20 protein-coding genes are annotated in these 20,617 nt (G+C 71.9%); 9 read left to right on the top strand and 11 right to left on the bottom strand.

Features of this window, described 5'->3' with window-relative positions; all coding sequences use genetic code 11:
* Window positions 1-37 precede the first annotated feature (37 nt).
* Window positions 38-841, top strand: coding sequence for an enoyl-CoA hydratase/isomerase family protein (locus AC5P09_RS32450; RefSeq protein WP_493877296.1), 804 nt, complete (start codon window positions 38-40; stop codon window positions 839-841).
* A 22-nt stretch (window positions 842-863) separates the two neighbouring features.
* On the opposite strand, the gene AC5P09_RS32445 is transcribed toward AC5P09_RS32450, so the two are convergent.
* Window positions 864-1,571, bottom strand: a complete 708-nt coding sequence (locus AC5P09_RS32445; protein ID WP_493877295.1) for a nucleopolyhedrovirus P10 family protein — start codon at window positions 1,569-1,571, stop codon at window positions 864-866.
* A gap of 87 nt (window positions 1,572-1,658) precedes the next feature.
* Here AC5P09_RS32445 and AC5P09_RS32440 point away from each other — a divergent pair, with 87 nt between their 5' ends.
* The 5 genes from AC5P09_RS32440 to amaP are packed head-to-tail and all read left to right on the top strand — an operon-like array spanning window position 1,659 to window position 3,999.
* Window positions 1,659-2,144, top strand: coding sequence for an Asp23/Gls24 family envelope stress response protein (locus tag AC5P09_RS32440; RefSeq protein WP_266441883.1), 486 nt, complete (start codon window positions 1,659-1,661; stop codon window positions 2,142-2,144).
* Window positions 2,145-2,178: 34 nt separating this feature from the next.
* Complete coding sequence (locus tag AC5P09_RS32435; protein WP_493877294.1) at window positions 2,179-2,373, top strand: hypothetical protein; 195 nt, start codon at window positions 2,179-2,181, stop codon at window positions 2,371-2,373.
* Window positions 2,370-2,753, top strand: coding sequence for an Asp23/Gls24 family envelope stress response protein (locus AC5P09_RS32430; protein WP_493877293.1), 384 nt, complete (start codon window positions 2,370-2,372; stop codon window positions 2,751-2,753). Before AC5P09_RS32435 ends, AC5P09_RS32430 begins: the two co-directional genes overlap by 4 nt.
* Window positions 2,750-3,415: a DUF6286 domain-containing protein gene (locus AC5P09_RS32425; RefSeq protein WP_493877292.1), complete on the top strand. Its 666-nt coding sequence runs from the start codon at window positions 2,750-2,752 to the stop codon at window positions 3,413-3,415. The genes AC5P09_RS32430 and AC5P09_RS32425 overlap by 4 nt, the downstream gene beginning before the upstream one ends.
* A 5-nt stretch (window positions 3,416-3,420) precedes the next feature.
* A complete protein-coding gene (amaP, locus tag AC5P09_RS32420; RefSeq protein WP_493877291.1) occupies window positions 3,421-3,999 on the top strand; it encodes an alkaline shock response membrane anchor protein AmaP in 579 nt (192 codons plus the stop codon).
* A gap of 7 nt (window positions 4,000-4,006) precedes the next feature.
* Here amaP and AC5P09_RS32415 read toward each other — a convergent pair whose 3' ends face one another.
* From AC5P09_RS32415 to AC5P09_RS32395, 5 genes are all read right to left on the bottom strand, one after another.
* Window positions 4,007-4,762, bottom strand: a complete 756-nt coding sequence (locus AC5P09_RS32415) for an SDR family oxidoreductase (RefSeq protein ID WP_493877290.1) — start codon at window positions 4,760-4,762, stop codon at window positions 4,007-4,009.
* A gap of 5 nt (window positions 4,763-4,767) precedes the next feature.
* Complete coding sequence (locus AC5P09_RS32410; protein WP_493877289.1) at window positions 4,768-6,552, bottom strand: glycoside hydrolase family 15 protein; 1,785 nt, start codon at window positions 6,550-6,552, stop codon at window positions 4,768-4,770.
* A 148-nt stretch (window positions 6,553-6,700) separates the two neighbouring features.
* Entirely contained in the window at window positions 6,701-7,495 is a 795-nt protein-coding gene (locus tag AC5P09_RS32405; protein ID WP_493877312.1) for an SURF1 family cytochrome oxidase biogenesis protein, read from the bottom strand.
* A gap of 72 nt (window positions 7,496-7,567) precedes the next feature.
* A complete protein-coding gene (locus AC5P09_RS32400; RefSeq protein WP_266441903.1) occupies window positions 7,568-7,801 on the bottom strand; it encodes a metallothionein in 234 nt (77 codons plus the stop codon).
* A gap of 129 nt (window positions 7,802-7,930) precedes the next feature.
* The gene (locus tag AC5P09_RS32395) at window positions 7,931-8,917 is read right to left on the bottom strand and encodes a DEDDh family exonuclease (RefSeq protein WP_493877288.1); all 987 of its coding nucleotides are present in this window, start codon (window positions 8,915-8,917) and stop codon (window positions 7,931-7,933) included.
* 214 nt (window positions 8,918-9,131) lie between these two features.
* Between AC5P09_RS32395 and AC5P09_RS32390 the strand changes: the two genes are divergently transcribed.
* Window positions 9,132-9,842 carry a VIT1/CCC1 transporter family protein gene (locus AC5P09_RS32390; RefSeq protein WP_493877287.1) on the top strand — a complete coding sequence of 237 codons (711 nt, stop codon included), beginning with the start codon at window positions 9,132-9,134 and terminating at the stop codon, window positions 9,840-9,842.
* A 2-nt stretch (window positions 9,843-9,844) separates the two neighbouring features.
* Here AC5P09_RS32390 and AC5P09_RS32385 read toward each other — a convergent pair whose 3' ends face one another.
* On the bottom strand, window positions 9,845-12,934 hold the full coding sequence (locus AC5P09_RS32385; protein ID WP_493877286.1) for an NACHT domain-containing protein: 3,090 nt from the start codon (window positions 12,932-12,934) through the stop codon (window positions 9,845-9,847).
* Window positions 12,935-13,085: 151 nt separating this feature from the next.
* On the opposite strand from AC5P09_RS32385, the gene AC5P09_RS32380 reads away from it, so the two are divergent.
* Together AC5P09_RS32380 and AC5P09_RS32375 are read left to right on the top strand one after the other, a co-directional pair.
* On the top strand, window positions 13,086-13,958 hold the full coding sequence (locus tag AC5P09_RS32380; RefSeq protein ID WP_493877285.1) for a sterol desaturase family protein: 873 nt from the start codon (window positions 13,086-13,088) through the stop codon (window positions 13,956-13,958).
* A complete protein-coding gene (locus tag AC5P09_RS32375) occupies window positions 13,901-14,620 on the top strand; it encodes a lysoplasmalogenase family protein (RefSeq protein ID WP_493877284.1) in 720 nt (239 codons plus the stop codon). Before AC5P09_RS32380 ends, AC5P09_RS32375 begins: the two co-directional genes overlap by 58 nt.
* 13 nt (window positions 14,621-14,633) lie before the next feature.
* Here AC5P09_RS32375 and AC5P09_RS32370 read toward each other — a convergent pair whose 3' ends face one another.
* From AC5P09_RS32370 to AC5P09_RS32355, 4 genes are all read right to left on the bottom strand, one after another.
* Window positions 14,634-15,641, bottom strand: a complete 1,008-nt coding sequence (locus tag AC5P09_RS32370; protein ID WP_493877283.1) for a CopD family protein — start codon at window positions 15,639-15,641, stop codon at window positions 14,634-14,636.
* Window positions 15,642-15,741: 100 nt separating this feature from the next.
* Complete coding sequence (locus AC5P09_RS32365) at window positions 15,742-17,115, bottom strand: CoA transferase (RefSeq protein ID WP_493877282.1); 1,374 nt, start codon at window positions 17,113-17,115, stop codon at window positions 15,742-15,744.
* 92 nt (window positions 17,116-17,207) lie between these two features.
* Window positions 17,208-18,776 carry a S8 family peptidase gene (locus AC5P09_RS32360; RefSeq protein WP_493877281.1) on the bottom strand — a complete coding sequence of 523 codons (1,569 nt, stop codon included), beginning with the start codon at window positions 18,774-18,776 and terminating at the stop codon, window positions 17,208-17,210.
* Between the two features lie 97 nt (window positions 18,777-18,873).
* The gene (locus AC5P09_RS32355; RefSeq protein WP_493877280.1) at window positions 18,874-20,403 is read right to left on the bottom strand and encodes a S8 family serine peptidase; all 1,530 of its coding nucleotides are present in this window, start codon (window positions 20,401-20,403) and stop codon (window positions 18,874-18,876) included.
* Window positions 20,404-20,617 lie beyond the last annotated feature (214 nt).

Raw genomic sequence — 20,617 nt, 5'->3', positions numbered from 1 at the left:
ACATCGCTCTGCTGACCGCACTCATCGGAGGCGCCCCATGGCTTCGCCCGACCAGGAACTCGTTCCCCTGCTCGACAAGGACGGCGTACGACTCACCGTGGACGACGCGCTCGCCACGGTGACGCTGACCAACCCGGCCAAGCGCAACGCCCAAAGTCCCGCTCTGTGGCGGGCGTTGGCCGAAGCCGGGAGGCAGCTGCCGGGCTCCGTCCGCGTGGTCGTGCTGCGCGGCGAGGGCAAGTCCTTCTCCGCCGGGCTCGACCGGCAGATGTTCACGCCCGAGGGGATCGAGGGCGAGCCGTCCTTCATCGATCTCGCGCGCGGTGGCGACGCCGAACTCGACGGCGCCATCGCCGAGTTCCAGGAGGGCTTCACCTGGTGGCGGCGTAATGACGTCGTGTCCATCGCCGCCGTCCAGGGCCACGCCATCGGCGCGGGCTTCCAGCTCGCGCTCGCCTGTGACCTGCGCGTCGTCGCCGACGACGTGCAGTTCGCCATGCGCGAGACCAGCCTGGGGCTGGTGCCGGACCTGACCGGTACGCACCCGCTCGTGAGCCTGGTCGGCTATGCCCGGGCGCTGGAGATCTGCGCGACCGGGCGGTTCGTGCATGCCGAGGAGGCCGTGAGCACCGGGCTGGCGAACGTCGCCGTGCCCGTGGACCAGCTCGACGGCGCGGTACGCGACCTGGCGGCGGCACTGCTGGCCGCGCCCCGGGACGCGGTCATCGAGACCAAGGCGCTGCTGCTCGGCGCCCAGGACCGGGACTACGAGGCCCAGCGCGCCGCCGAACGGGCCGCGCAGGCACGCCGGCTGCGCGATCTGGCCGACGTCGGCGAATGAGCCGTCAGCCGCTGCAGCCGGCTCAGCCGACCGCGGTCACCAGCACCGCCACCGTCGGATGATCCGCTAGCGCCTGCTCCACCTTCGCGCGGACCTCCAAGGCCACGTCCAGGGCCCGGTGGTCCGCGCGTACCGCCAGCTCGACACGTACATGGCGGCGCGGCAGCGCGTTCTCGCCCTGCCCTTCCTCGACATGCACCGGCCGGCCCAGCAGGTCCGTCAGCCGGGCCACGCCCGGGACCGTCAGGACGGCGGCCGCCGCACGACCCTCGTCACCGCCGCCGGCCTCCGCGGGGCGCGCCGCGTCGGACCGCCGTACCGGAGCAGGCTCGGACTCCTCGTCCAGCAGGTCCGTCACCCGCAGGTCCACCTCCGCCACCGCCAGGCCGAGCCCGTCCACCGCGGCCGCCAGAAGCGCCCGCAGCTGGGCCGCCGTCGTCGGCAGCGGCTCGGACAGCCCGGCCGCGAACTCCGCCGTCACCCGCAGCGGACCGGGCGGCAGAGCGCTCGGCGGCGGTGGTACGGCCGGCTCGTGCGCGTCCGCCGGGTCGGCGAGCCCGATCCGCAGCGGGCCCAGCCGTACTCCGGGCAGGTCCTCCGCCGCGCGCAGGAGCACCGCTTCCGCGGCCTCCTCGGAGATCCACGCGCCGTCGCGCGGGCCGCCCAAGGGCAGGAGCCTGCCGAGCCGCAGCCGCTGTCGTACCGCCTGTGTGAACCGATCCGCCGTCATTACTCCAGCCTGCCGCATCCACGGCGCGCGATCGCGCAACCCGGCTTACCGTGGTCGAAGAGCGACGACCGGAAGGGACGTACGGGGATGAGCGACATGACAGAGCGCAACCGGACACGGAGCCCCGAGGGCGAGACCGAGCCGCCGGTGCAGACCCGCAAGGCCGTCAAGCGCGGCGGCGGGGACCCGGCCGGCCGGGGGCGGACCACCATCGCCGACGGAGTTGTGGAGAAGATCGCCGGGATGGCCGCCCGGGACGTCCTCGGCGTGCATGCGATGGGCAGCGGGCTGAGCCGTACCTTCGGGGCCGTACGGGACCGGGTGCCCGGCGGGACCAAGGCCGTGACGCGCGGGGTCAAGGTCGAGGTCGGCGAGGTGCAGACCGCGCTCGACCTGGAGATCGTCGTCGAGTACGGCGTGGCGATCGCCGATGTGGCCCAGGCGGTGCGGGAGAACGTCATCGCGGCGGTGGAGCGGATGACCGGCCTCGAAGTCGTCGAGGTCAACATCGCCGTGAGCGACGTGAAGCTGCCGGACGAAGAGGACGAGGAGCCGGAGTCGCGGCTCCAGTGACGGACCGACGACCGGCAACCGAACGGAGGGCACCATGAGCATGGCCGTGATCGGCATGATCGCCGGCATGGCGCTGGGCTTCGCCGGGTACTTCGGCGGATTCGGCGCCTTCCTGCTGGTCGCCGCCCTGGGCGCCGTCGGATTCGTAGTGGGCAAGTTCGCTGACGGGGACCTGGAACTCGGCGACTTCTTCCGCACCCGCGACAGCCGGCGCGACGGGCGGCGGTGACGTCCGTGGGCGGCGGGGCCGCCGAGCTCCGCAGACCTGTGGCCGTCGTCCCGCCGGGCGAGCGCGGGGCGACCAGGATCGCCGACCGGGTCGTCGCGAAGATCGCCGGACAGGCGGCGCGCGAGGCCCTCGGCGAGCTGCCCGAGGACGCCGCGCGCCCGTACGCCACCGTCGTCATCCGCCATGAAACGGCCCGCATCCGTCTGCACCTCGAACTCGAATACCCCTGCGACATCGGCGCCCGCTGCGGTCGGGTGCGTCGTCATGTCGTGGAGCGGGTAGGCGCGTTGGTGGGCATGGAGGTGCCGGAGGTCGCCGTCCAGGTGGAGCGGCTGCACCCGGCAACGGCGTACGGCGCGGCACAGGGGAGGACGCGATGAGCGAGCCCCAGGGCTCCGAGGGCACCACGCAACGACTGCCGGTCATCGAGAAGGAGACCGGCACCGGCGGGGAGTACGAGGCTCCACCCGCGCCGGCCGGCGAACGGGCCGAGGCCGGCGACAGCGGGCGGTTCTGGTCGGCGCGCAGGGTACCGGCCGGCATCGTGGCGCTGCTGCTCCTGGTCGTCGCGGGGGCTTTCCTGTACGACGTCGCCGCCGTGCGGGCCGACCGGGACGCGCTGGCCTGGCGCCGCGACCTGGCCCGGCAGCTCGCCGAACGGCCCCTCGACGACACCTGGGTGCTCGTCGGCGCGGGCGTCGCCGCGGCCCTCGGCCTGTGGCTGATCGTGCTGGCGGTGACACCCGGCCTGCGCGCGGTGCTGCCGATGCGGCGCACCCACCCCGACGTACGCGCCGGACTGCACCGGGAGGCGGCGGCCATGGTGCTGCGCGACCGGGCCATGGAGGTCGCCGGAGTGCAGTCGGTCCGGGTGCGGATGCGCCGAGCCCGCGCCGACGTCCGCGCGGTCTCCCACTTCCGCGAACCGGACGACGTACAGGCCGACCTGGACGCCACACTCGCCGAGGCCGTGCGGGGGTTCGGGCTGACCCGGCCGCCCACGCTGTCGGTGCACGTGACGCGACCCGTACGGAAGGGGTGAGTACGGTGCTCAGGACCGTCAACCGTGTACTGCTCGGCGTCGTCGGCCTCGTCCTGGTCGTCGTCGGAGGTTCCGTGCTCGCCGTCGGACTGGGCGCCCCGGCGCCCTCGTGGTGGATCCACCACGGCCGGCACGACGTGCTGCTCAGTGGCGCCGAGCGCACCCGGTGGCGGGACGCCGGCTGGTGGTGGCCGGCCGTCCTCGCCGTGCTCGCCGTCCTCGTGCTGCTCGCCCTGTGGTGGCTGACCGCGGTCCTGCGCAGGCACCGGCTCAGGGAGGTCCTCGTCGACACCGGCGACGGCGAGGGCGCGCTGCTGCGGGGGCGCGCCCTGCAGGGCGTACTCGCAGGCCAGGCGGGCGACCTGAACGGCGTCGCCCACGCCCAGGCCCTGCTCACGGGCCGCCCGAGCGCCCCGGAGGCCCGCGTACGCCTCCAGCTGGAGCCGCAGGTGGATCCGGGGACTGCCCTCGACGACCTCACGGCCGTGGCCCTGACGAACGCCCGCAATTCGGCGGGCCTCGCGTCACTCCCGGCGGAGGTCAGGCTGACCGGCGTCAAGCACCGTGCCGAGAGGGTCAGTTGAGGACGGCTCAGAAGCCGTGCCGCATCCCCCCGTCGACCGGCAACATGATCCCCGTCAGATAGGAAGCCGCCGGCGACAGCAAGAACGCGGCCGCCCGCCCGAACTCGTCCGGCTTCCCGTACCTCCGCAACGGAATCCGCGACTCGTTCGCCGCCCGCGTCGCCTCCGGGTCGGCGGACAGCCCGTCCAGCTCGCGCACGCGATCCGTGTCGATACGGGCCGGCAACAGCCCCACGACCCGAATCCCCCGCGGCCCCAGCTCATCCGACAACGACTTGGCGAACCCGGCCAGCCCCGGCCGCAGCCCGTTCGAGATCGTCAGCCCCGGAATCGGCTCGTGCACCGAACCGGACAGCACGAACCCGATCACGCCGCCCGCGTCCAGCTCACCCGCCGCCGCCCGCGCGAGCCGCACCGCGCCGAGGAACACCGACTCGAACGCCGCCTGCCACTGCTCGTCCGTGTTGTCGGCGACGAACCCCGGCGCCGGCCCGCCGACGCTGACGAGAATGCCGTCGAAGCCCCCGAAGTGCTCGCGCGCGGCGGCGATCAGGCGCGCGGCCACGTCCGGTTCGGCGTTGTCCGCGGCCACGCCGACCGCGTTCGGGCCGAGGGCGGACGCCGCGTCGGCGACGCTCTTCTCGTCCCGGCCGGTGATGACCACCTTCGCGCCGTCGGCGACCAGCTCGCGCGCGGCGGCGTTGCCGAGGCCGCGGGTGGCCCCGGTGACTACGTACACCCGGTCCTTCAGTCCAAGATCCATGGTCCCTATCCTGCCCGCTCGTCCCCGAACAGGGCGAGGGCCGTGTTCACCAGACCGATGTGACTGAACGCCTGCGGGAAGTTGCCGAGCTGCATCCCCGCCACCGGGTCGTACTCCTCGGACAGCAGCCCCACGTCGTTGGCGACGCCCACCAGCCGCTCGAACAGCTCCCGGGCCTCCTTCGTACGGCCCGTCATGTGCAGCGCGTCCGCGAGCCAGAAGGAGCACGCCAGGAAGACGCCCTCGCCGCCCGGCAGTCCGTCGACGGGCGACTCCTCGGCGCTGTAGCGGCGTACGAAGCCGCTGTGGCCCAGTTCGTCGCGGACCGCGTCGATGGTGCCGACCACCCGTGGGTCGTCGGGCGGCAGGAAGCCGACGCGCGGGATGAGCAGCAGCGCGGCGTCGAGTTCGCGCGAGCCGTAGTACTGCGTGAAGGTGTTGCGATCGGCGTCGTAGCCCTTCTCGCACACCTCGCGGTGCACCTCGTCGCGCAGCGCGCGCCAGCCGTCCAGGTCACCGCTCAGCGCCGGGTAGGACTCCAGGGCGCCCACGGCACGGTCGGCGGCCACCCACACCATCACCTTCGAGTGCACGAAGTGGCGGCGGCCGCCGCGCACCTCCCACAGTCCCTCGTCCGGCTGCCGCCACGACGACCGCAGGAACTCCAGCAGGACGCTCTGCAGGGACCACATGTGCGGCTTGGCGGGCAGACCCGCCCGCCGGGCCAGCGACAGCGAGTCCATGACCTCGCCGTACACGTCCAGCTGGAGCTGCTTCACGGCCTCGTTGCCGATCCGTACGGGCCTGGAGCCGGCGAAACCGGACAGCCACGGCAGCTCCAGCTCGGGCAGCCGCCGCTCGCCCGCGAGGCCGTACATGATCTGGAGGTCCGCCGGGTCGCCGGCGACCGCCCGCACCAGCCAGTTCCGCCAGGCCTCGGCCTCCTCCTGGTAGCCGCACGACAGCAGGGCGCCCAGGGTGAGGGTGGAGTCGCGCAGCCAGCAGTAGCGGTAGTCCCAGTTGCGCACCCCGCCCAGCTCCTCGGGCAGCGAGGTCGTGGCCGCGGCCACGATGCCGCCGGTCGGCGCGTAGGTGAGCGCCTTCAGGGTGATCAGGGAGCGGACCACGGCGTCCCGGTGCGGACCGCCGTAACGGCAGCGGGCCGCCCACGCCCGCCAGTCGGCGACGCTGTTCTCCAGTGCCTCGTACGGGTCGACGAGCGGCGGGCGCGGCTCGTGCGAGGGGTGCCAGGTGAGGACGAAGGCGACCTTCTCGCCCTCCTCGACGGTGAACTCGGAGTGCGTACCGAACGCCTCTCCCCAGGTGTGCACCTCGGGTTCGCTGCGCAGCCACGCCGAGTCGGGTCCGGCGACGGCCACCCGATGGCCGTCGGCCCGGCGCACCCACGGCACGATCGAGCCGTAGTCGAAGCGCAGCCGCAGGGTGCTGCGCACGGTGACCCGGCCGCCGAGGCCCTCCACGACGCGTACGAGGTCGGGGGCGCGGTGGCGCTGCGGCATCAGGTCGGTGACGCGCACGCTGCCCTCGTCGGTCTCCCACTCGGTGTCGAGTACGAGGGTGCCGGCGCGGTAGGCGCGTCTCGTGCACCGGTCCGCGTCCTTGGGAGCGATCCGCCAGTGGCCGTTGTCCTCGTCGCCCAGGAGCTTGGCGAAGCAGGCGGCCGAGTCGAAGCGGGGCAGGCACAGCCAGTCGACGGAGCCGTCCAGCCCGACCAGGGCGGCGGTCTGTTCGTCGCCGATGAGGGCGTAGTCCTCGATACGGGGGTGCACGCAGTGCGGGTTCCCGGAGCACCGGGGTGGCAATCCGGGGCGGGGGCCGGGTGGGTGACGCGGGGTGGCTGGACCGGTGCGGCGGCTGGACCGGCGCCGGTCGGCTGTACCGGTACTGGTCAGCTGTTCCGGTGTCTGTTCCGGGTGCTTACACCGGTGCCGGTTCCGTCTCGGCCGTGGTCTGCTCGGCCCCCGCCGCCTGCCGGTCGCGCCGTTCCCGGCGGACCAGGACCACCCAGCCGATCGGCACGCCCGCGGCGAACAGCCACCACTGGATGGCGTACGCGTAGTTCAGTGCCGCGTCCTCGTCGCCGGGCGGGCCGAGCAGCTCCGGGGTGTCGCCCTTCGGCTCGGGAGACGTCTGCACGATGTAGCCGCCGAGCACCTGGGCGTCGAGGCGCTGTGCCTGCTGCTCGCTGTTGATCAGCATGATCTGCCGGTCCGGCAGTCCCTTGAGGTTCTTGATGCCGCTCGCCGCGGTCGTCTCGTCGGGCATCAGCCGTCCGGTGACGGTGATCTCACCGCCGGGCGGGGCAGGGATCTTGGGGAACGCGGTCTGGCTCGGGCCGTTCGCGGGGATCCAGCCGCGGTTGACGAGCAGCACCTTGCCGTCCGTGAGGACGAACGGCGTCAGGACGTGATAGCCGACCTCGTCGTCGGAGTTGGTGCGGCGGCGGACGACGACCTCGTCGTCGGTGTCGAAGCGGCCCTTCGCCATCACGCGTCGGTACCGCTCGTCGGTGGTGACCGTGTGTCCGGGGGAGGTCATCCGCTCCACGGGCACCGCGTCGGCGGAGAGCGCGTCGGAGACCAGCTGGTTGCGGGCGGTGCGCTCCTCGTAGCGGTGCATCTGCCAGATACCCAGCCTGATCATCGTGGGGATGAGGAGGAGGGCGACCAGCGTGAGGATCACCCACTGCCGGGACAACAGGAAGCGGTACACCCCACGACCGTACAACTCGGTCGTGGGGCGCATGGAAGCGGGTACCGGAAGCAGGGCTTCCGGGGGCCGGTCTCACACCTTGTCGACGATGCCCGCCTTTCCCTCCGCGCGGGCGCAGTGGGCGCCGCAGAACCATTGGCCCTCGACCTCGACGCCCTGGCCGATGATCTGCACTCTGCAGTGCTCGCAGATGGGTGCCATGCGGTGGATCGCACAGGAGAAGCAGTCGAAGACATGCACCGCGCCCTGGGCGTGCACCTCGAAGGTCATTCCGTAGTTATTGCCGCAAACTTCGCAAGTCGCCATGCGCCACAGGGTGAGCGCTCGGCGCGTCCCGGGCGAGCGGGCGCCGGGCGAGTCGCCCGGCAATCACCCGTCCGTACGGTCGTCGGCACACGGTTCCGCACGGGGTTCCGTACGGGGTATTGGGTACGGTCAGCCCTCCGACGCCGGTTCGACATCCCCGAGGAGTTGTCCGAACGCGGCCTCGTCCACCACCGGTGTTCCGAACTGCCGGGCCTTGACGACCTTCGACGTGCCCGAGTCCGGGTCGTTGGTGACGAGCAGGCTGGTCAGCCGGGACAGGCTCGTCGCGACATGCAGCCCGGCCTCGGTCGCGCGGTCCTCCAGCAGGTCGCGCTCGATGGACGTGTCCCCGGAGAAGGCGACCCGCATGCCCTGCTTGAGCTGCCTGCCCTCTTCGTACCGTCCTGGATTGGGATACGGGCATGCGGGCCTTTTGCGGGCAGGGCGCCAACTGGTCTGCCGATAGCTTCCGTAGCCCGCCGCCTGCTGCCGGGGTACGGCCCGGTCCGTCCACTCGGTCAGCGGCCGGCACTCGTGCAGCGGCAGCCGTACGCCGCCCGCCGCCGCGGCCCTCAGGCTCGGCCGGAACGCCTCCGCAAGGACGCGCGCGTCATCGAGGGCATGGTGCGCCCGCTGCTGGACGACCCCGAAGTGCGCCGCCAGGGCCTCCAGCTTGTAATTGGGCAGCGGCAGGGCCAGCTCCTTGGAGAGCGCGATGGTGCACAGCCGCTGCCGCACCGGCGCCTCGCGCTCCGCGCGCGCGTACTCCCGGGCGATCATCTGCCAGTCGAAGACCGCGTTGTGCGCGACGAGCACCCGGCCGTCCAGGCGGGCCGAGAACTCCTCGGCGATCTCGTGGAAGAGGGGCGCGCTCTCCAGCACGTCGCTCGTCAGGCCGTGGATCCACACCGGGCCCGGGTCCCGCTCCGGGTTGACCAGCGTGTACCAGTGGTCCTCGACCTCACCGCGTGCGTCCAGACGGTAGACGCCCGCGGAGATTATCCGGTCGTCCCGGGCCAGGCCGGTGGTCTCCACGTCAACGACCGCGTATCCCTTCGGATACGCGGCCGGCCAGGCGGTGGGGGAGGACGCTGCCCTCATGCGGTCTTCGAGCATGGTCCCTGAGGATACGGGTCGCGACTGACAGTCCCCTTCCTCAGGTGCGCTGTTGGGTGCGACAGGCGTGTTGTCGGGTTCTTTTGTTCGGGCTCGGCTTGTTTGTGCTGCGAGTTCGGGAGCTGTTGCGTGCGGAAGTTCCGCCTCCTCCGGTCCTCGGCGGCGGCCCGCGTCGGTACGGGGCTCGTCACGTCTGGAGTGCGATCATCCGACTGTGACCGAAGCCACCCATGACGAGGCCCACGGCGGAGGGCTCGCCTCCCGCCTCAACTGGCTGCGCGCGGCGGTCCTGGGTGCGAACGACGGCATCGTCTCCACCGCGGGCCTCGTCGTCGGCGTGGCCGGCGCCACGGACGACCGCGCCGCCCTGCTGACCGCCGGCCTCGCGGGCCTGCTCGCCGGATCCATGTCGATGGCGGCGGGCGAGTACGTGTCCGTGTCCACGCAGCGGGACTCCGAGAAGGCCGCTCTTGCGCTGGAGAAACGGGAGTTGCGCGAGCAGCCGGAGGCCGAGCTGGAGGAGCTGGCCGACCTGCTGGAGGGACGCGGGCTGAGCCGGGAGGTGGCCAGGGAGGCGGCCGTCCAGCTGACGGAGCGGGATGCGCTGAGGGCCCACGCGCGCGTGGAGCTCGGTATCGACCCCGACGAGCTCACCAACCCCTGGCACGCGGCCGGCGCGAGCTTCCTGGCCTTCACGGTGGGGGCGCTGCTGCCCCTGCTGGCGATCGTGCTGCCGTCGGCGGACTGGCGGCTGGGGGTGACGGTGGGGTCGGTGCTGGTTGCTTTGGCGGTTACCGGGTGGAGTAGTGCGCGACTGGGGGCCGCGCGACCGGGCGGCGCTGTCCTGCGGAACATGGCGGGCGGGGCGTTGGCGATGGGGGTTACGTATGGGGCGGGGGCATTGTTGGGAGCGGCGGGGGTTTGAGGTCAGAGGGGGAGGAGTTTGAGGCGCTCCGGGGACAGGCGGTCGGCGCCTCGCAGATCCGTGTTGGGGGTTACGTAGATCGTGAGGTCCTCCATGTCTGCCAAGGGAGTCAGATCGATCGTCCCGGGGCAGCGGTTCAGGGAGAGCCTGCGCAGCTCCGGCAGCTCCTTCAAGGCATCGAGGCCTGTGAGGAGTTCGCATGCGTAGAGGATGAGTTCGGTCAGGTGCCGGTGGCGAGCCAGGTCCGGCGGGACCACTAAGGGGCTGTTGAGGATCTGCAGGCTCCCGACTTTCGGCGGCTCCTCCAGCCGGGCCAACTGCTCGGTCTGCGCTGCTCCTGAGATGGTCAGCCAATCGAGCCGGGTCCAGCGGGAGAGCCCGTCCAGCTTGACGTGACGAGCCTTCGGGTAGAGCCCGAGACCGGTGAGCACATGGTCGTCCGGAATGTCCGCCACGGACCGCACCCCTTCAGGGGCGTAGCCCAAAACCAGCTGCTTCAGGTCCGTGAGCTCACCGATCCGAGTCAGACGCAGCTCAGGGGAGAGGTCGTGGAGGTAGAGCTTCTCGACCGGCAGCCCCTCCAGAGGCGAGAGGTCGCGCACGCGTGGACAGCTTTGGATGCCGAGCAGCTCGAGCCGGGCCATCCGGGAGAGGGGTGAGAGGTCCTCCAGCTCATCGTCGTCATTGAGGAACAGCCACCTCGCCCGCCCGTTCCGGACGAGCGCCTCGGGGATGCCCAGGTTCCCCTTGAGGTGGAACTGCTCGATGTGTGGGAGCCGTTCGAGAACGTCCACCTGGTCGGGCGAGACGACGTGCAGGTACGACTCGGGGAGCGACGCCCCGGCCAGCACGGCATCCGCGTATTCCTCCGCATCGAAGGATCGCCAGCTGGTCGAGAGCTGGTAGGTCACCTGGAACCTGGAATCCTCCCGGAACCGCCTGATGACGGCGAGAGCCGCCGGCCCGCCCACCAGCGCCGCGGTCCGCACCACCGCCCCCGCCGTCTCCTCGTCCAACCCCTCCGGCCCCGGCAGCAGCTCCACCACCAGCTCGCCCACCTTCGCGAGCTCCTCCGCCTCCTCCAAGGACCGCGGCGGCATCAACTCCTCCGCCCGCGCCTCCACTTCCCGCCGCACCTCGGGGTCCAGCTCCGGCGCATGCTCCAGACTCGCCGCCGCGAGCAACACCAACCGGTGCCGATACCGCTGTACCTTGTCCGCCCGCCGCAGCAACTGCCGTAGCAGCCGCCCCCGTTCCTCCACGCGCGCGTGCCCCACCGCCATACGCACGACGTCGTCCCACTGGTCGTCGTGCGCGTTGCGCACCAGCACCCCGAAGTCGCGGGCCTCCACGGCCGCCTTCGCGCCCAGGTAGTCCTGGAAGGTGCGGTGGACGAAGTCCACATAACCGGGCACCGGTTCGCGCAGCAGCCCGCTGCGGATCAGCAGGTGGGTGAAGACCTGCTCGGCGTCGCCCTGCTCGCCGACCTGAGGCATGGCTGCCAGCCACTCGCGCAGCATTGCGATGACGTCTCGCCGGTCCGCCTCCACCTGCCCGTTGCGGATCATCCAGTAGGCCAGCCGCTGAAGCAGGGCCGTCTGTTCCTCGCGGGACAGGACGACACCCTCGACCGACGAGATCTCCCGTTCGGTGTCCCGGCGGATCAGCAGCATGTCCAGGGCGGCGTCGTACAACTCCTTGCGGGCTCGCGGGAGGTGCATGCGCCGGTCGCGGTTCAGGGCGCACAGCAGCGCGCACATCAGCGGGTTGGTGGCGAGTCGGCCGAGGTCGCGGCGGGTGGTGACCGCCTCGCCCAGGCTGGCCTCGTAGCGGTCGAGCAGCGCCCGTTCGCCGTCCGGGGCGCACTCCTGGCGGGCCGCGTCGTGCCAGTGCCGTACGAACGCCCGGATGTCCTCGCGTTCCATCGGCAGCAGGGTGTGCGCCGTGAAGCCGTGGGGCGCCAGCCAGTCCTCCGGGACGGCGGACGGGCGGGTCGTGACCACGTACCTGGCCTGCGGGAAGGCCGTGAGCAGCGACTTCAGCCACTTCTCCGTGCGGGCACGCAGCCGTGACGGAACCTCGTCGACGCCGTCCACCAGCACCAACGCCCGGCCGCTGCCGAGGAGTTCCTCGACCCAGCCCCGCGGCGCGCGCAGCGGCACGCCCGAGGCGGGCAGGAAGTCCTCCGGCAGCGGGAGGCCGTCCGGCGTGTTGAAGGACCGCAGACGCAGCACGAACGGCACGCAGCGGTTCCAGTCCGCCAGCTCGGGGCCGAAGCTCCGCCGGGCCGCGTTCAGTGCCAGCCACTGCATCAGCGTCGACTTCCCCGACCCGGCCGGGCCGCGCAGCAGCAGCCTGCGGCGGTCCGTGAGCGCCTGTTCCACCTTCACCGGCGTCTGCGCCCCGCCCGGCGCCCCGTGCCCCTCGCCGTGCGGCGCGTAGCAGGGCTCCCCGGTCACCGCGAGGCTCAGGTACGCCGTGTCCAGCGGCCACTCGGCACGGCGCCGGCCGCCGAGCGTGACGCCGAACAGCTCCAGCCGGGAGTGCGTCTCAGCCACGAAGCCGGCGTACCGCTGCTCGAAGGCAAGGCCCTCCGAGGGCTCCAGGCCTTTCTGGTCCCGCAGCAGCGCCCCGGTCCGCCGCGTCTGCTCCACCGCCGCGCGGGCCGCGAACGACGGGTGCGCGGTGAGCTGTTCGAGGACGTGCGCACAGCACAGCCGCAGCAGCTCCTCGTAGAGGCCTTGGGCGCGCTCCGCCAGGTCCGGGACGGGGCGCCGCAGTTCGTCGGCCAGCCGTCCGGGGTCGAGGTCCACCGCGAACAACCGGTCCGGGGTCAGCTCGCCCGCCGCCGCGAAGGTGTCCTGGACCGCCGCCACCGCCGCCAGCCGCTCGTGCTCCGGCAGGGACGCGTACCCGCCGGCGATCCGCCCGCCCAGCACCCGCGCCAGCTTCTCCGGACCCGCCGGCTTCGGCAGCGGCCGCACCGGATCCGTCACCAGACCCGCGCCCGGACTCGGCCTGAGCATCGACTTCGCGACCGTCGACACCACCGTCGACGCCAGCCGCACGACCACGACCTCGAGCCCCTGCATCCCCCGGCCTCCCCGTCTCCTGTCCACGGCATCGTAGGCAGGGGCGGTGGGCCCCTTGGCGGAGATCGCCAAGAAGCAAGCGCGTACCGTCGGTAATACTTGTGGGTAACAACGTCTAGCCGCGGCCGACCAGCGGTTCTACGGTGCCCACATGCCGAACCTGCCCGATGTCGTGCTGTGGTCGATACCCGCCTTCGTCCTGCTCACCGTGGTCGAGATGATCAGCGTCCGCCTCCATCCCGACGAGGACGCGGCCGGCTACGAGGCCAAGGACGCGGCCACGAGTGTCGGCATGGGGCTCGGGAGCCTTGCCTTCGATTTCCTGTGGAAGATCCCGATCGTCGCCGTCTACACGGCGATCCACGAACTCACCCCGCTGCGGGTGCCCGTGCTGTGGTGGACCGTCCCTCTGATGCTGCTCGCGCAGGACTTCTTCTACTACTGGTCCCACCGCGGTCACCACGTCATCCGCATCCTGTGGGCCTGCCACGTCGTCCACCACTCCAGCCGCAGGTTCAACCTCACCACCGCGCTGCGCCAGCCCTGGACCTCGCTGACCGTCTGGCCGTTCTACGTCCCCCTCGTGGCCGTCGGCGTGCATCCGGCCGCCCTCGCGTTCTGTTCCTCCGCGAACCTCGTGTACCAGTTCTGGATCCACACCGAGCGGATCGACAGGATGCCCCGCTGGTTCGAGTTCGTCTTCAACACGCCGTCACACCACCGGGTGCATCACGCTTCTCAAGGCGGCTATCTGGACCGCAACTTCGGCGGCATCCTCATCGTCTGGGACCGGCTCTTCGGGTCATTCGTTGCCGAGACCGTGCGGCCCGTCTATGGGTTGACGAAGAACATCAACACCTTCAACCCCATCAAGGTGGCCACTCATGAGTACGTCGCCATCGTCAAGGACGTGAGGGCGGCAGCCGGTTGGCGTGAGCGCGCGGGGCGGGTGTTCCGGGGGCCCGGATGGCAGCCGACGCCCGCGCCGGCGGCGGAAGCGGCCGAGGAAACCGTGGTCGTGTGACCGTTCGCCGCGCCCTTCTCGCCGCCTTCGCCCTGGTCGCGGCGACGGACCTGGTCAGCCTCGCCGTGGGGTTCGGCACCGGGCACACCGTGAGCAAGCCGCTCCTGATGCCCCTCCTGGCCGCGTACGCGGCAGCGCACGGTGCTCCCCGTCTCCTCCTCGCCGCCCTTCTCTTCGGCTGGGGCGGCGACGTCCTGCTCCTCTTCGACGCCGAGCAGGTCTTCCTCGCGGGCATGGCCTCCTTCGCCGCGGGCCACATCTGCTACCTCGTCCTCTTCAAGGCATACGGCAAGGCACGCGCGCGTTGCGGCCTCCTCGCCCTCGCCTACACCACCGCCCTGCTCACCACCGTCGTCCTGCTCTGGCCGGACCTGCCCGCCGGCCTCCGCGTCCCCGTCGCGGGCTACAGCCTCCTGCTCACGGCCATGGCGTACGCGGCCGCGGCCCGGCTCGGCCTCGTCGCCGGCTTCGGCGGTGCGCTCTTCCTGCTGTCCGACACCCTGATCGCGACCGGCGTCGCCGACTGGCCCCAGCCGCCTCGGCCCGACCTCTGGATCATGCTCACTTATGTCGCCGCGCAGTTCCTGCTCACCGTTGGCGCACTCGGTGCCCTCGAAGCGAGGGACGAGCGCACCGCCCTCAAGGTGACGGTCACCGACTGAAGGCTCGGCGGCCTCACCAGCGGATCGGCACCGGCAGCGCCGTCAGCAGCCCCGACACCGCGACCACCACGCCCAGCGCGACGACCTCCGCGCGCGCGGGCGAACAGGCGGTCAGCGGGTCGGCGGCCCGGCCGAGCCGGATCCGCGCCCACAGGGCGAGCACGGCGACGACGGCCACCAGGAGCACCTTGGCCAGCAGGACGCGCCCGTACGCCGTCGTCGTCAGCTGCTCCAGGACCGTGTCCGACGGCATCCGGCGCAGCGAACTCCACACCCCGGTCGCCGTGATGGCGGCGAGCAGAACCGCCGCCACGCGCGCGTAGAGCCCCAACAACGCCACCCCCGTTTCCGAGGGACCCCAGCGCCGCAGCGTCCGCAGCGCGTACAGCAGGCCGCCCGCCCACAGCGCCGCGCACGTCAGATGCACCAGCGTCAGCCCGGAGCCGATCAGCGGGCTCTGCTCGGTCGTGGGATGTGCGCGCAGGGCTTCCGCCACGACCACCGCGGCCAGCGGCCACACCTGCGTCGCGGGCCGCGCGGAGAGGGCGCAGAGCCCGGCCGCGAGGAACGCGTTGACCTCCACCAGCGCGAGCTTGCCGTCGCGGGACTCGTACAGGCCGCCGACGTCGATCTCGGCGACGCTGCCCGGCACGAGGTTCCCTGTCGCAACGAACGACGCGAGCCCCAGCGCGGCGACGAAACCGGCGGCGGCCGCGTACGGCGCCCAGCCGCGGGGCGCGGCCTCGGGAGCGCCGGGCACGGAACGCACCAGCCGGCGCACGAACAACTCGCCCACCGGCACGCACAGCGCCGCGAACAGCACCGTACGCAGCAGCGCGACACCGCCGGCGCCGGGCGCTGCGGCCTCCCCGGTGTCGTGCAGTGCCGCGGACGGCCCGAGCAGCGGTATCAACGCGGCCAGCACCGCCAGGAGCAGGACGGCGACGGCCCGGCCGGTGCCGGGACGCCGTGCCGGGTCGCTCGCGTCGGACACCCCGGGGGTGGGTCTTATCAAGGTCACCTCAAGATCTTCACCAGCCGTCACAGAACCGGGCAAGTACAGGGAAACAACTGGGGGTGCGGCATTCCGTCCATCGGTACGTCTGCGGCCCGACCGTGACTCAGCTCCAGCGCGGCGCGTCCGCTCCCCACGGCCCCGGCGGCCGTGCCCAGTCCACCGGGCCGCCCTCGAAGGAGACCGGCGACAGGGCGTACCGCAGCCGCCCGAGCCCACTGTCCGTCTCCGTCAGCCAAGAGCCGGGCCCGTCGTACGGCGCACCTTCGACGCCGCCCGCGCCGCCCCCGGCGTACGGGATGACCTCGGGGCCGCTCGTCCCGACCCCGTCGATCAGCCACCGGGCCGTCCGGGCCAGCGCCAGCCGTACGACCCGACTGCCGCCCTCGTCCGACTGCTCGGCCAGCGCCCGCAGCACGGCCGCCGCCAGCAGGTACCCCGTCCCGTGGTCCAGGGCCTGCGCCGGCAGCGCGCCGGGCTCCTCCATCGATCCCTCGATCGCGGCGATCCCCGTGGCCACCTGGACCAGGCTGTCGAAGCCCCGCCGCCCGCCCCACGGCCCGTACGCGCCCCACGCCGACAACTGCGCCACGACCACCCCGGGCCGCCGCTCGGCGAGCGCCCGCGCCGACAGGCCGAACCGGTCCAGGGCGCCCGGCCGGTAGCCGGTGACGACCACGTCCGCCGCCGCGAGCAGCTCCTCGAAGGCCCGCCGGTCGGCCACGAGATCGAGGGTCGTCGACCGCTTCCCGAAGCCCGTGTCGGCGTGCTGGTCGGGGAGTTCGGGCAGCTGCGGTGCGTCCACGCGCAGCACGTCCGCACCCAGCAGGGCGAGCGTGCGGGTGGCGACCGGGCCCGCGATGACCCGGGTCAGGTCGAGGACGCGCAGTCCGGCGGCGGGCAACACGGCGGGCGCCAAGGGGGGCGTGTCGATCGGGGGCAGGGCACGCGCGCGTGCGGAATCCAGCCGCTCCCGCTCCACCAACGGCCGCCCGGCCACCGCGGCCCCCTGCTCGTGCGCGGCCCACTCCTCGGGCGTGCGCAGCGCGACGGCGAGGCCTCCGGCCTCGTACACGGCCTCCTCGGCCTCCAGGGCGGACCGCTCGGCGAGCGCCGCCTCGACGGCCGTCACGGCTCGCTCGTCCTCCCGCACACCCAACGCGGCCAGCAGCCGCGCCCGGTGATGCGGATAGTTCGCGTGCGTACGCACCCATCCGTCCGCCGTCCGCCAGAACCGCGACAGCGGCGCGAAGGTGACCGGAGCCCGCCCGTCGACCAGCAGATGCCGCTCACTGACGAACGCCGTCGCCACGGCCCCGTCGTCCACCCGAACCCCGGGCACCTTCGCGAGCCCGGCCCGACGCGCCCCCAGCTCGGCGGCGGCCCGCGCGCAGGCGCCGACACAGGCCCGCGCCAACTCCCGTACGGGAAGCCGCCCCTCAAGAGCGCCCTTCCGCACCACGTACGTGATGCCAGTCATGACTGCACTATGCAGTATTGATCCGATCAAGGTGAGACAGGTTCGGGCCGGACGGATCAATCCGTCCGGCCCGAAGCGTCAATCTGTCTGCGCTACTTGGTGACCGCGTCCAGCGCGTCCGCGGTACCCCAGCCGTAGAAGCCGTTGCGGTTCTTCGACCCCTCGCAGACGGCGTCGATCTTGCCGTCGCTGTTGATGTCGTACGGGTCCGTGCACGGCGTGGCGTCGGCCTCGGCGTACAGCAGTGCCTTCACCAGGGCCGGTGAGGCGTACGGGTGCGTCGACTTGATCAGGGCGGCGACGGCCGCGACATGCGGGCTCGCCATCGACGTACCGGCCATGTAGCCCCACTTGCCGCCGGGCAGCGTGCCCAGGATCAGACCGCTGGTCGCGGGCGCCTCCGGCTTCTGGTAGGCCGTCGAGTCGCCGCCGGGCGCGGCGATGTCGACGACACCCAGACCGTGGTTGGAGAAGGACGACTTGATGCCCTTGGCGCCGGTCGAGGCCACCGTCACGACACCCGGCAGCTGGGTCGGTATGTCGAGGCACTCCGACGGGTCGATCACCCGGTCCGAGGGCGTGGCGTCGTTCGGCGAGACCGGGTCGGTGATCTCGTCGGCCGCCAGGTCGTAGTTCTCGTTGCCGGCCGCCGCGACGTTGACCGCGCCCTTCTTCTCCGCATACCGCGAGGCCCGGGTGATGGCGTCGACGAGCGCCTTCTGGTCCGGGTCGTCCGTGCAGTTGAAGTACCACGGGTCGGTGTAATAGCTGTTGTTCGTGACGTCGACGCCGTGCTCGGCCGCCCACACGAAGCCGCAGACCACGGCCTCGGTGTAGAAGTAGCCGGCGGTGGTCGACACCTTGATGCCGGAGACCTTCACGCCGGGCGCGACACCCGTCATGCCGACGCCGTTCTTGGCGGCCGCGATCTCACCGGCCACGTGCGTGCCGTGCGGGCTCTCCGACGCGCTCGGCCGCCACGCCCCGTCGGTCGTGTCCGGCTTGCCCGTCACACAGTTGACCGACGCGGCACGGTCGAAGTTCGGCGCGATGTCGGGGTGCGTGTCGTCGACGCCGGTGTCGATCACGGCGACGGTCACCTTGCTGCTGCCGAGCGACTTCTCGTGCGCCTTGTCCGCCTTGATGGCGGGCAGGTCCCACTGCAACGGCTCCAACGGGTCCTGCCCGGCGGCGGCCTTGGCCTCGGCGGCGGCGACCTCTGCCGCGCTGAGCGCCTTCGGCGTGCCCAGGTCGGTCGTCGACTGGGCGGGCAGCGGGGCGTTGCGGGTGTTGCCGGCCGACTCGACGCCCTTGACCTTGCGGATCGTCTTGGCGAAGTCGGCGTTCGAGGAGTGGACGACGATCACGCCGATCTGGGCGTACGACGTCACGATCGTGCCGCCGGCCTTGGCGATGGCCTTCTTGATGTGCGCGGAAGGGCCGTGCCCGGGGCGGACGTTGACGACGTAGCTGAGCGCGGTGGCGTCGTCCGTGGCCGCGGAGGCCAGGACGTCGTTCACGGCGCCGGTGACGCCGGCCACGGTGCCGGGCACGTCGGCCGCGGACGCCGTGGTGCCCGGCAGGAACGCCAGGGCCGTCGTCAGGGCCATGCCGAGGGGGATGGCGACCGCGCGGCGGTAGCGCGGGTGAGGCGCTGTCATATGTCAGTGTCTCCAGTTCGTTCGGGTGTGAGACGGACCGTGCGGGGAGTCCGGAGGGGCGAGGCGCCCCGGTGGTACGGGAGTACGGCGGTACGGGTCATTTCACCGCGCGCAGGGCGTTGACGATGCCGTACCCGTAGAAGCCGTTGACGTGTTTGCCGCCCTTGCACACCGCGTCCTGCGTGCCGTTGCCGTCCTGGTCGTACGACTCCGGGCAGGCGGTGGCGTCCGCCTGCGCCTTGAGCAGCGCCTGGAGCTGGGCCGACGTCGCCTTCGGGTGCGTCGACTTCAGCAGCGCGGCGACGCCCGCCGCGTGCGGGGAAGCCATCGACGTGCCCTGGAGGAAGGCGTACTGGCCGTTCGGCATGGTGGACAGGATGCGGCCGTTCTTCGACGGCGTGTCCGGGATCTGGTAAAGCCGGTCGCCGCCCGGCGCGGCGACATCGATGACGCCCTTGCCGTACGTGGAGTAGTACGACTTGAGGTTCTGGACGCCCGTCGCGCTGACCGTGACGACACCCGGCAACTGCGTCGGCACGTCGAAGCACTCGTGCGGGTCGATGGTCCGCTCGACCGGTGTGGAGTCGTCGGGGCTGGAGTCGTCGACGATCGCGTCGGAGTCCAGGTCGTGGTTGGAGTTGCCCGCCGACGCGAGGTTGAGCAGGCCCTTCTTCTGTGCGTACAGCTGCGCCCTGTTGACCGCATCGACGATGGCCCGCTGGTCCGGATCGTCCATGCAGTTGTACAGCCACGGATCAACGTAGTAGCTGTTGTTCGTGATCTCGACGCCGTGGTCGGCGGCGAACACGAAGGCGCACACGACGCTCTCCGGGTAGAAGAGGCCGTTGTCGGGGTCGCTCACTTTGATGCCGGAGACCTTGACGCCCGGGGCGACACCGGCGACACCGATGCCGTTGCGGGCCGCGGCTATCTCACCGGCCACGTGCGTGCCGTGGTAGTCGTCCGCGGTGTACGGACGCCAGGCGCCCTCACTGGTGTCCGCCACTCCGCCGACGCAGTTGGCCGACTGGGAGGCGGAGAAGTTCGGGGCGAGGTCCGGGTGGGTGTCGTCGACGCCGGTGTCGATCACGGCGACGGTCACCTTGCTGCTGCCCGGGTTGATCTTCGCGGCCTTGTCGGCGCCGATCGCCCGCAGGTCCCACTGGTCGGCCTCGAGAGGCTCGCTGTCGGGCGTCGCCGCCGACGCGCTCTCGACCTTCGCGGCCTGCTCCTTCGACAGGAACTGCGTCGACCCCTCGTCGGTCGAGCCCGCGGCGGTCAGCGGCGTGGTGCGCGTGGCACCCGCCGACTGCACCCCGCGCACCTTGCGAATCTCCTTGCCGAAGTCCGGGTTCGACGAGTGGACGACGATGACGCCGATCTTCTCGTACGTGGTCACGACGGTGCCGCCGGCCGCGGGCACCGCCTTCTTCACCGCTTCGATCGTGCGGCGGTCCAGCTTGGTGTTGACGACATACGCCAGGTTGGGCGCGTCCACCGCCTGAGCGGAGGTCTCCGCCTGCGGCGCGGCCGACGCGGCCGCGGGCAGGAAGCCCAGCGAGGCCGTCAACGACAGGACGACGGGCACGGCAAGGGCGAGGCGGCGTCTGGAACGCAGATGAGGCATGGGGTCTCCACATCATCCGGAAACGAAACCGGCCCGAGGCACAGGTGGTGCTCGGGCAGGTACATGACGGGTGTGCAGGGCCGAAGCTATCTCCCGAAGTCGCTGGCCAGCAATGACTTACCCGAAGTGACTTCGGAAAGAAGCCCGCGTTGTTGAACCGGGGCTTGCGCGCCGCCGTGACCTTGGGCAGGGAACGCGAGGACACTCGCCCCCG

This window comes from Streptomyces sp. a15 (genome assembly GCF_059026085.1).
Note: the sequence above shows the minus strand (reverse complement) of the source record. Positions and strands in the feature narration are given on the sequence as shown.

Coding starts and splice junctions, on each gene's coding strand:
- AC5P09_RS32450 (WP_493877296.1), top strand. CDS start 38: ATGGCTTCGCCCGACCAGGAACTCGTTCCCCTGCTCGACAAGGACGGC.
- AC5P09_RS32445 (WP_493877295.1), bottom strand. CDS start 1,571: ATGACGGCGGATCGGTTCACACAGGCGGTACGACAGCGGCTGCGGCTC.
- AC5P09_RS32440 (WP_266441883.1), top strand. CDS start 1,659: ATGAGCGACATGACAGAGCGCAACCGGACACGGAGCCCCGAGGGCGAG.
- AC5P09_RS32435 (WP_493877294.1), top strand. CDS start 2,179: ATGAGCATGGCCGTGATCGGCATGATCGCCGGCATGGCGCTGGGCTTC.
- AC5P09_RS32425 (WP_493877292.1), top strand. CDS start 2,750: ATGAGCGAGCCCCAGGGCTCCGAGGGCACCACGCAACGACTGCCGGTC.
- AC5P09_RS32415 (WP_493877290.1), bottom strand. CDS start 4,762: ATGGATCTTGGACTGAAGGACCGGGTGTACGTAGTCACCGGGGCCACC.
- AC5P09_RS32400 (WP_266441903.1), bottom strand. CDS start 7,801: ATGGCGACTTGCGAAGTTTGCGGCAATAACTACGGAATGACCTTCGAG.
- AC5P09_RS32395 (WP_493877288.1), bottom strand. CDS start 8,917: ATGCTCGAAGACCGCATGAGGGCAGCGTCCTCCCCCACCGCCTGGCCG.
- AC5P09_RS32385 (WP_493877286.1), bottom strand. CDS start 12,934: ATGCAGGGGCTCGAGGTCGTGGTCGTGCGGCTGGCGTCGACGGTGGTG.
- AC5P09_RS32380 (WP_493877285.1), top strand. CDS start 13,086: ATGCCGAACCTGCCCGATGTCGTGCTGTGGTCGATACCCGCCTTCGTC.
- AC5P09_RS32375 (WP_493877284.1), top strand. CDS start 13,901: ATGGCAGCCGACGCCCGCGCCGGCGGCGGAAGCGGCCGAGGAAACCGT.
- AC5P09_RS32365 (WP_493877282.1), bottom strand. CDS start 17,115: ATGACTGGCATCACGTACGTGGTGCGGAAGGGCGCTCTTGAGGGGCGG.
- AC5P09_RS32360 (WP_493877281.1), bottom strand. CDS start 18,776: ATGACAGCGCCTCACCCGCGCTACCGCCGCGCGGTCGCCATCCCCCTC.
- AC5P09_RS32355 (WP_493877280.1), bottom strand. CDS start 20,403: ATGCCTCATCTGCGTTCCAGACGCCGCCTCGCCCTTGCCGTGCCCGTC.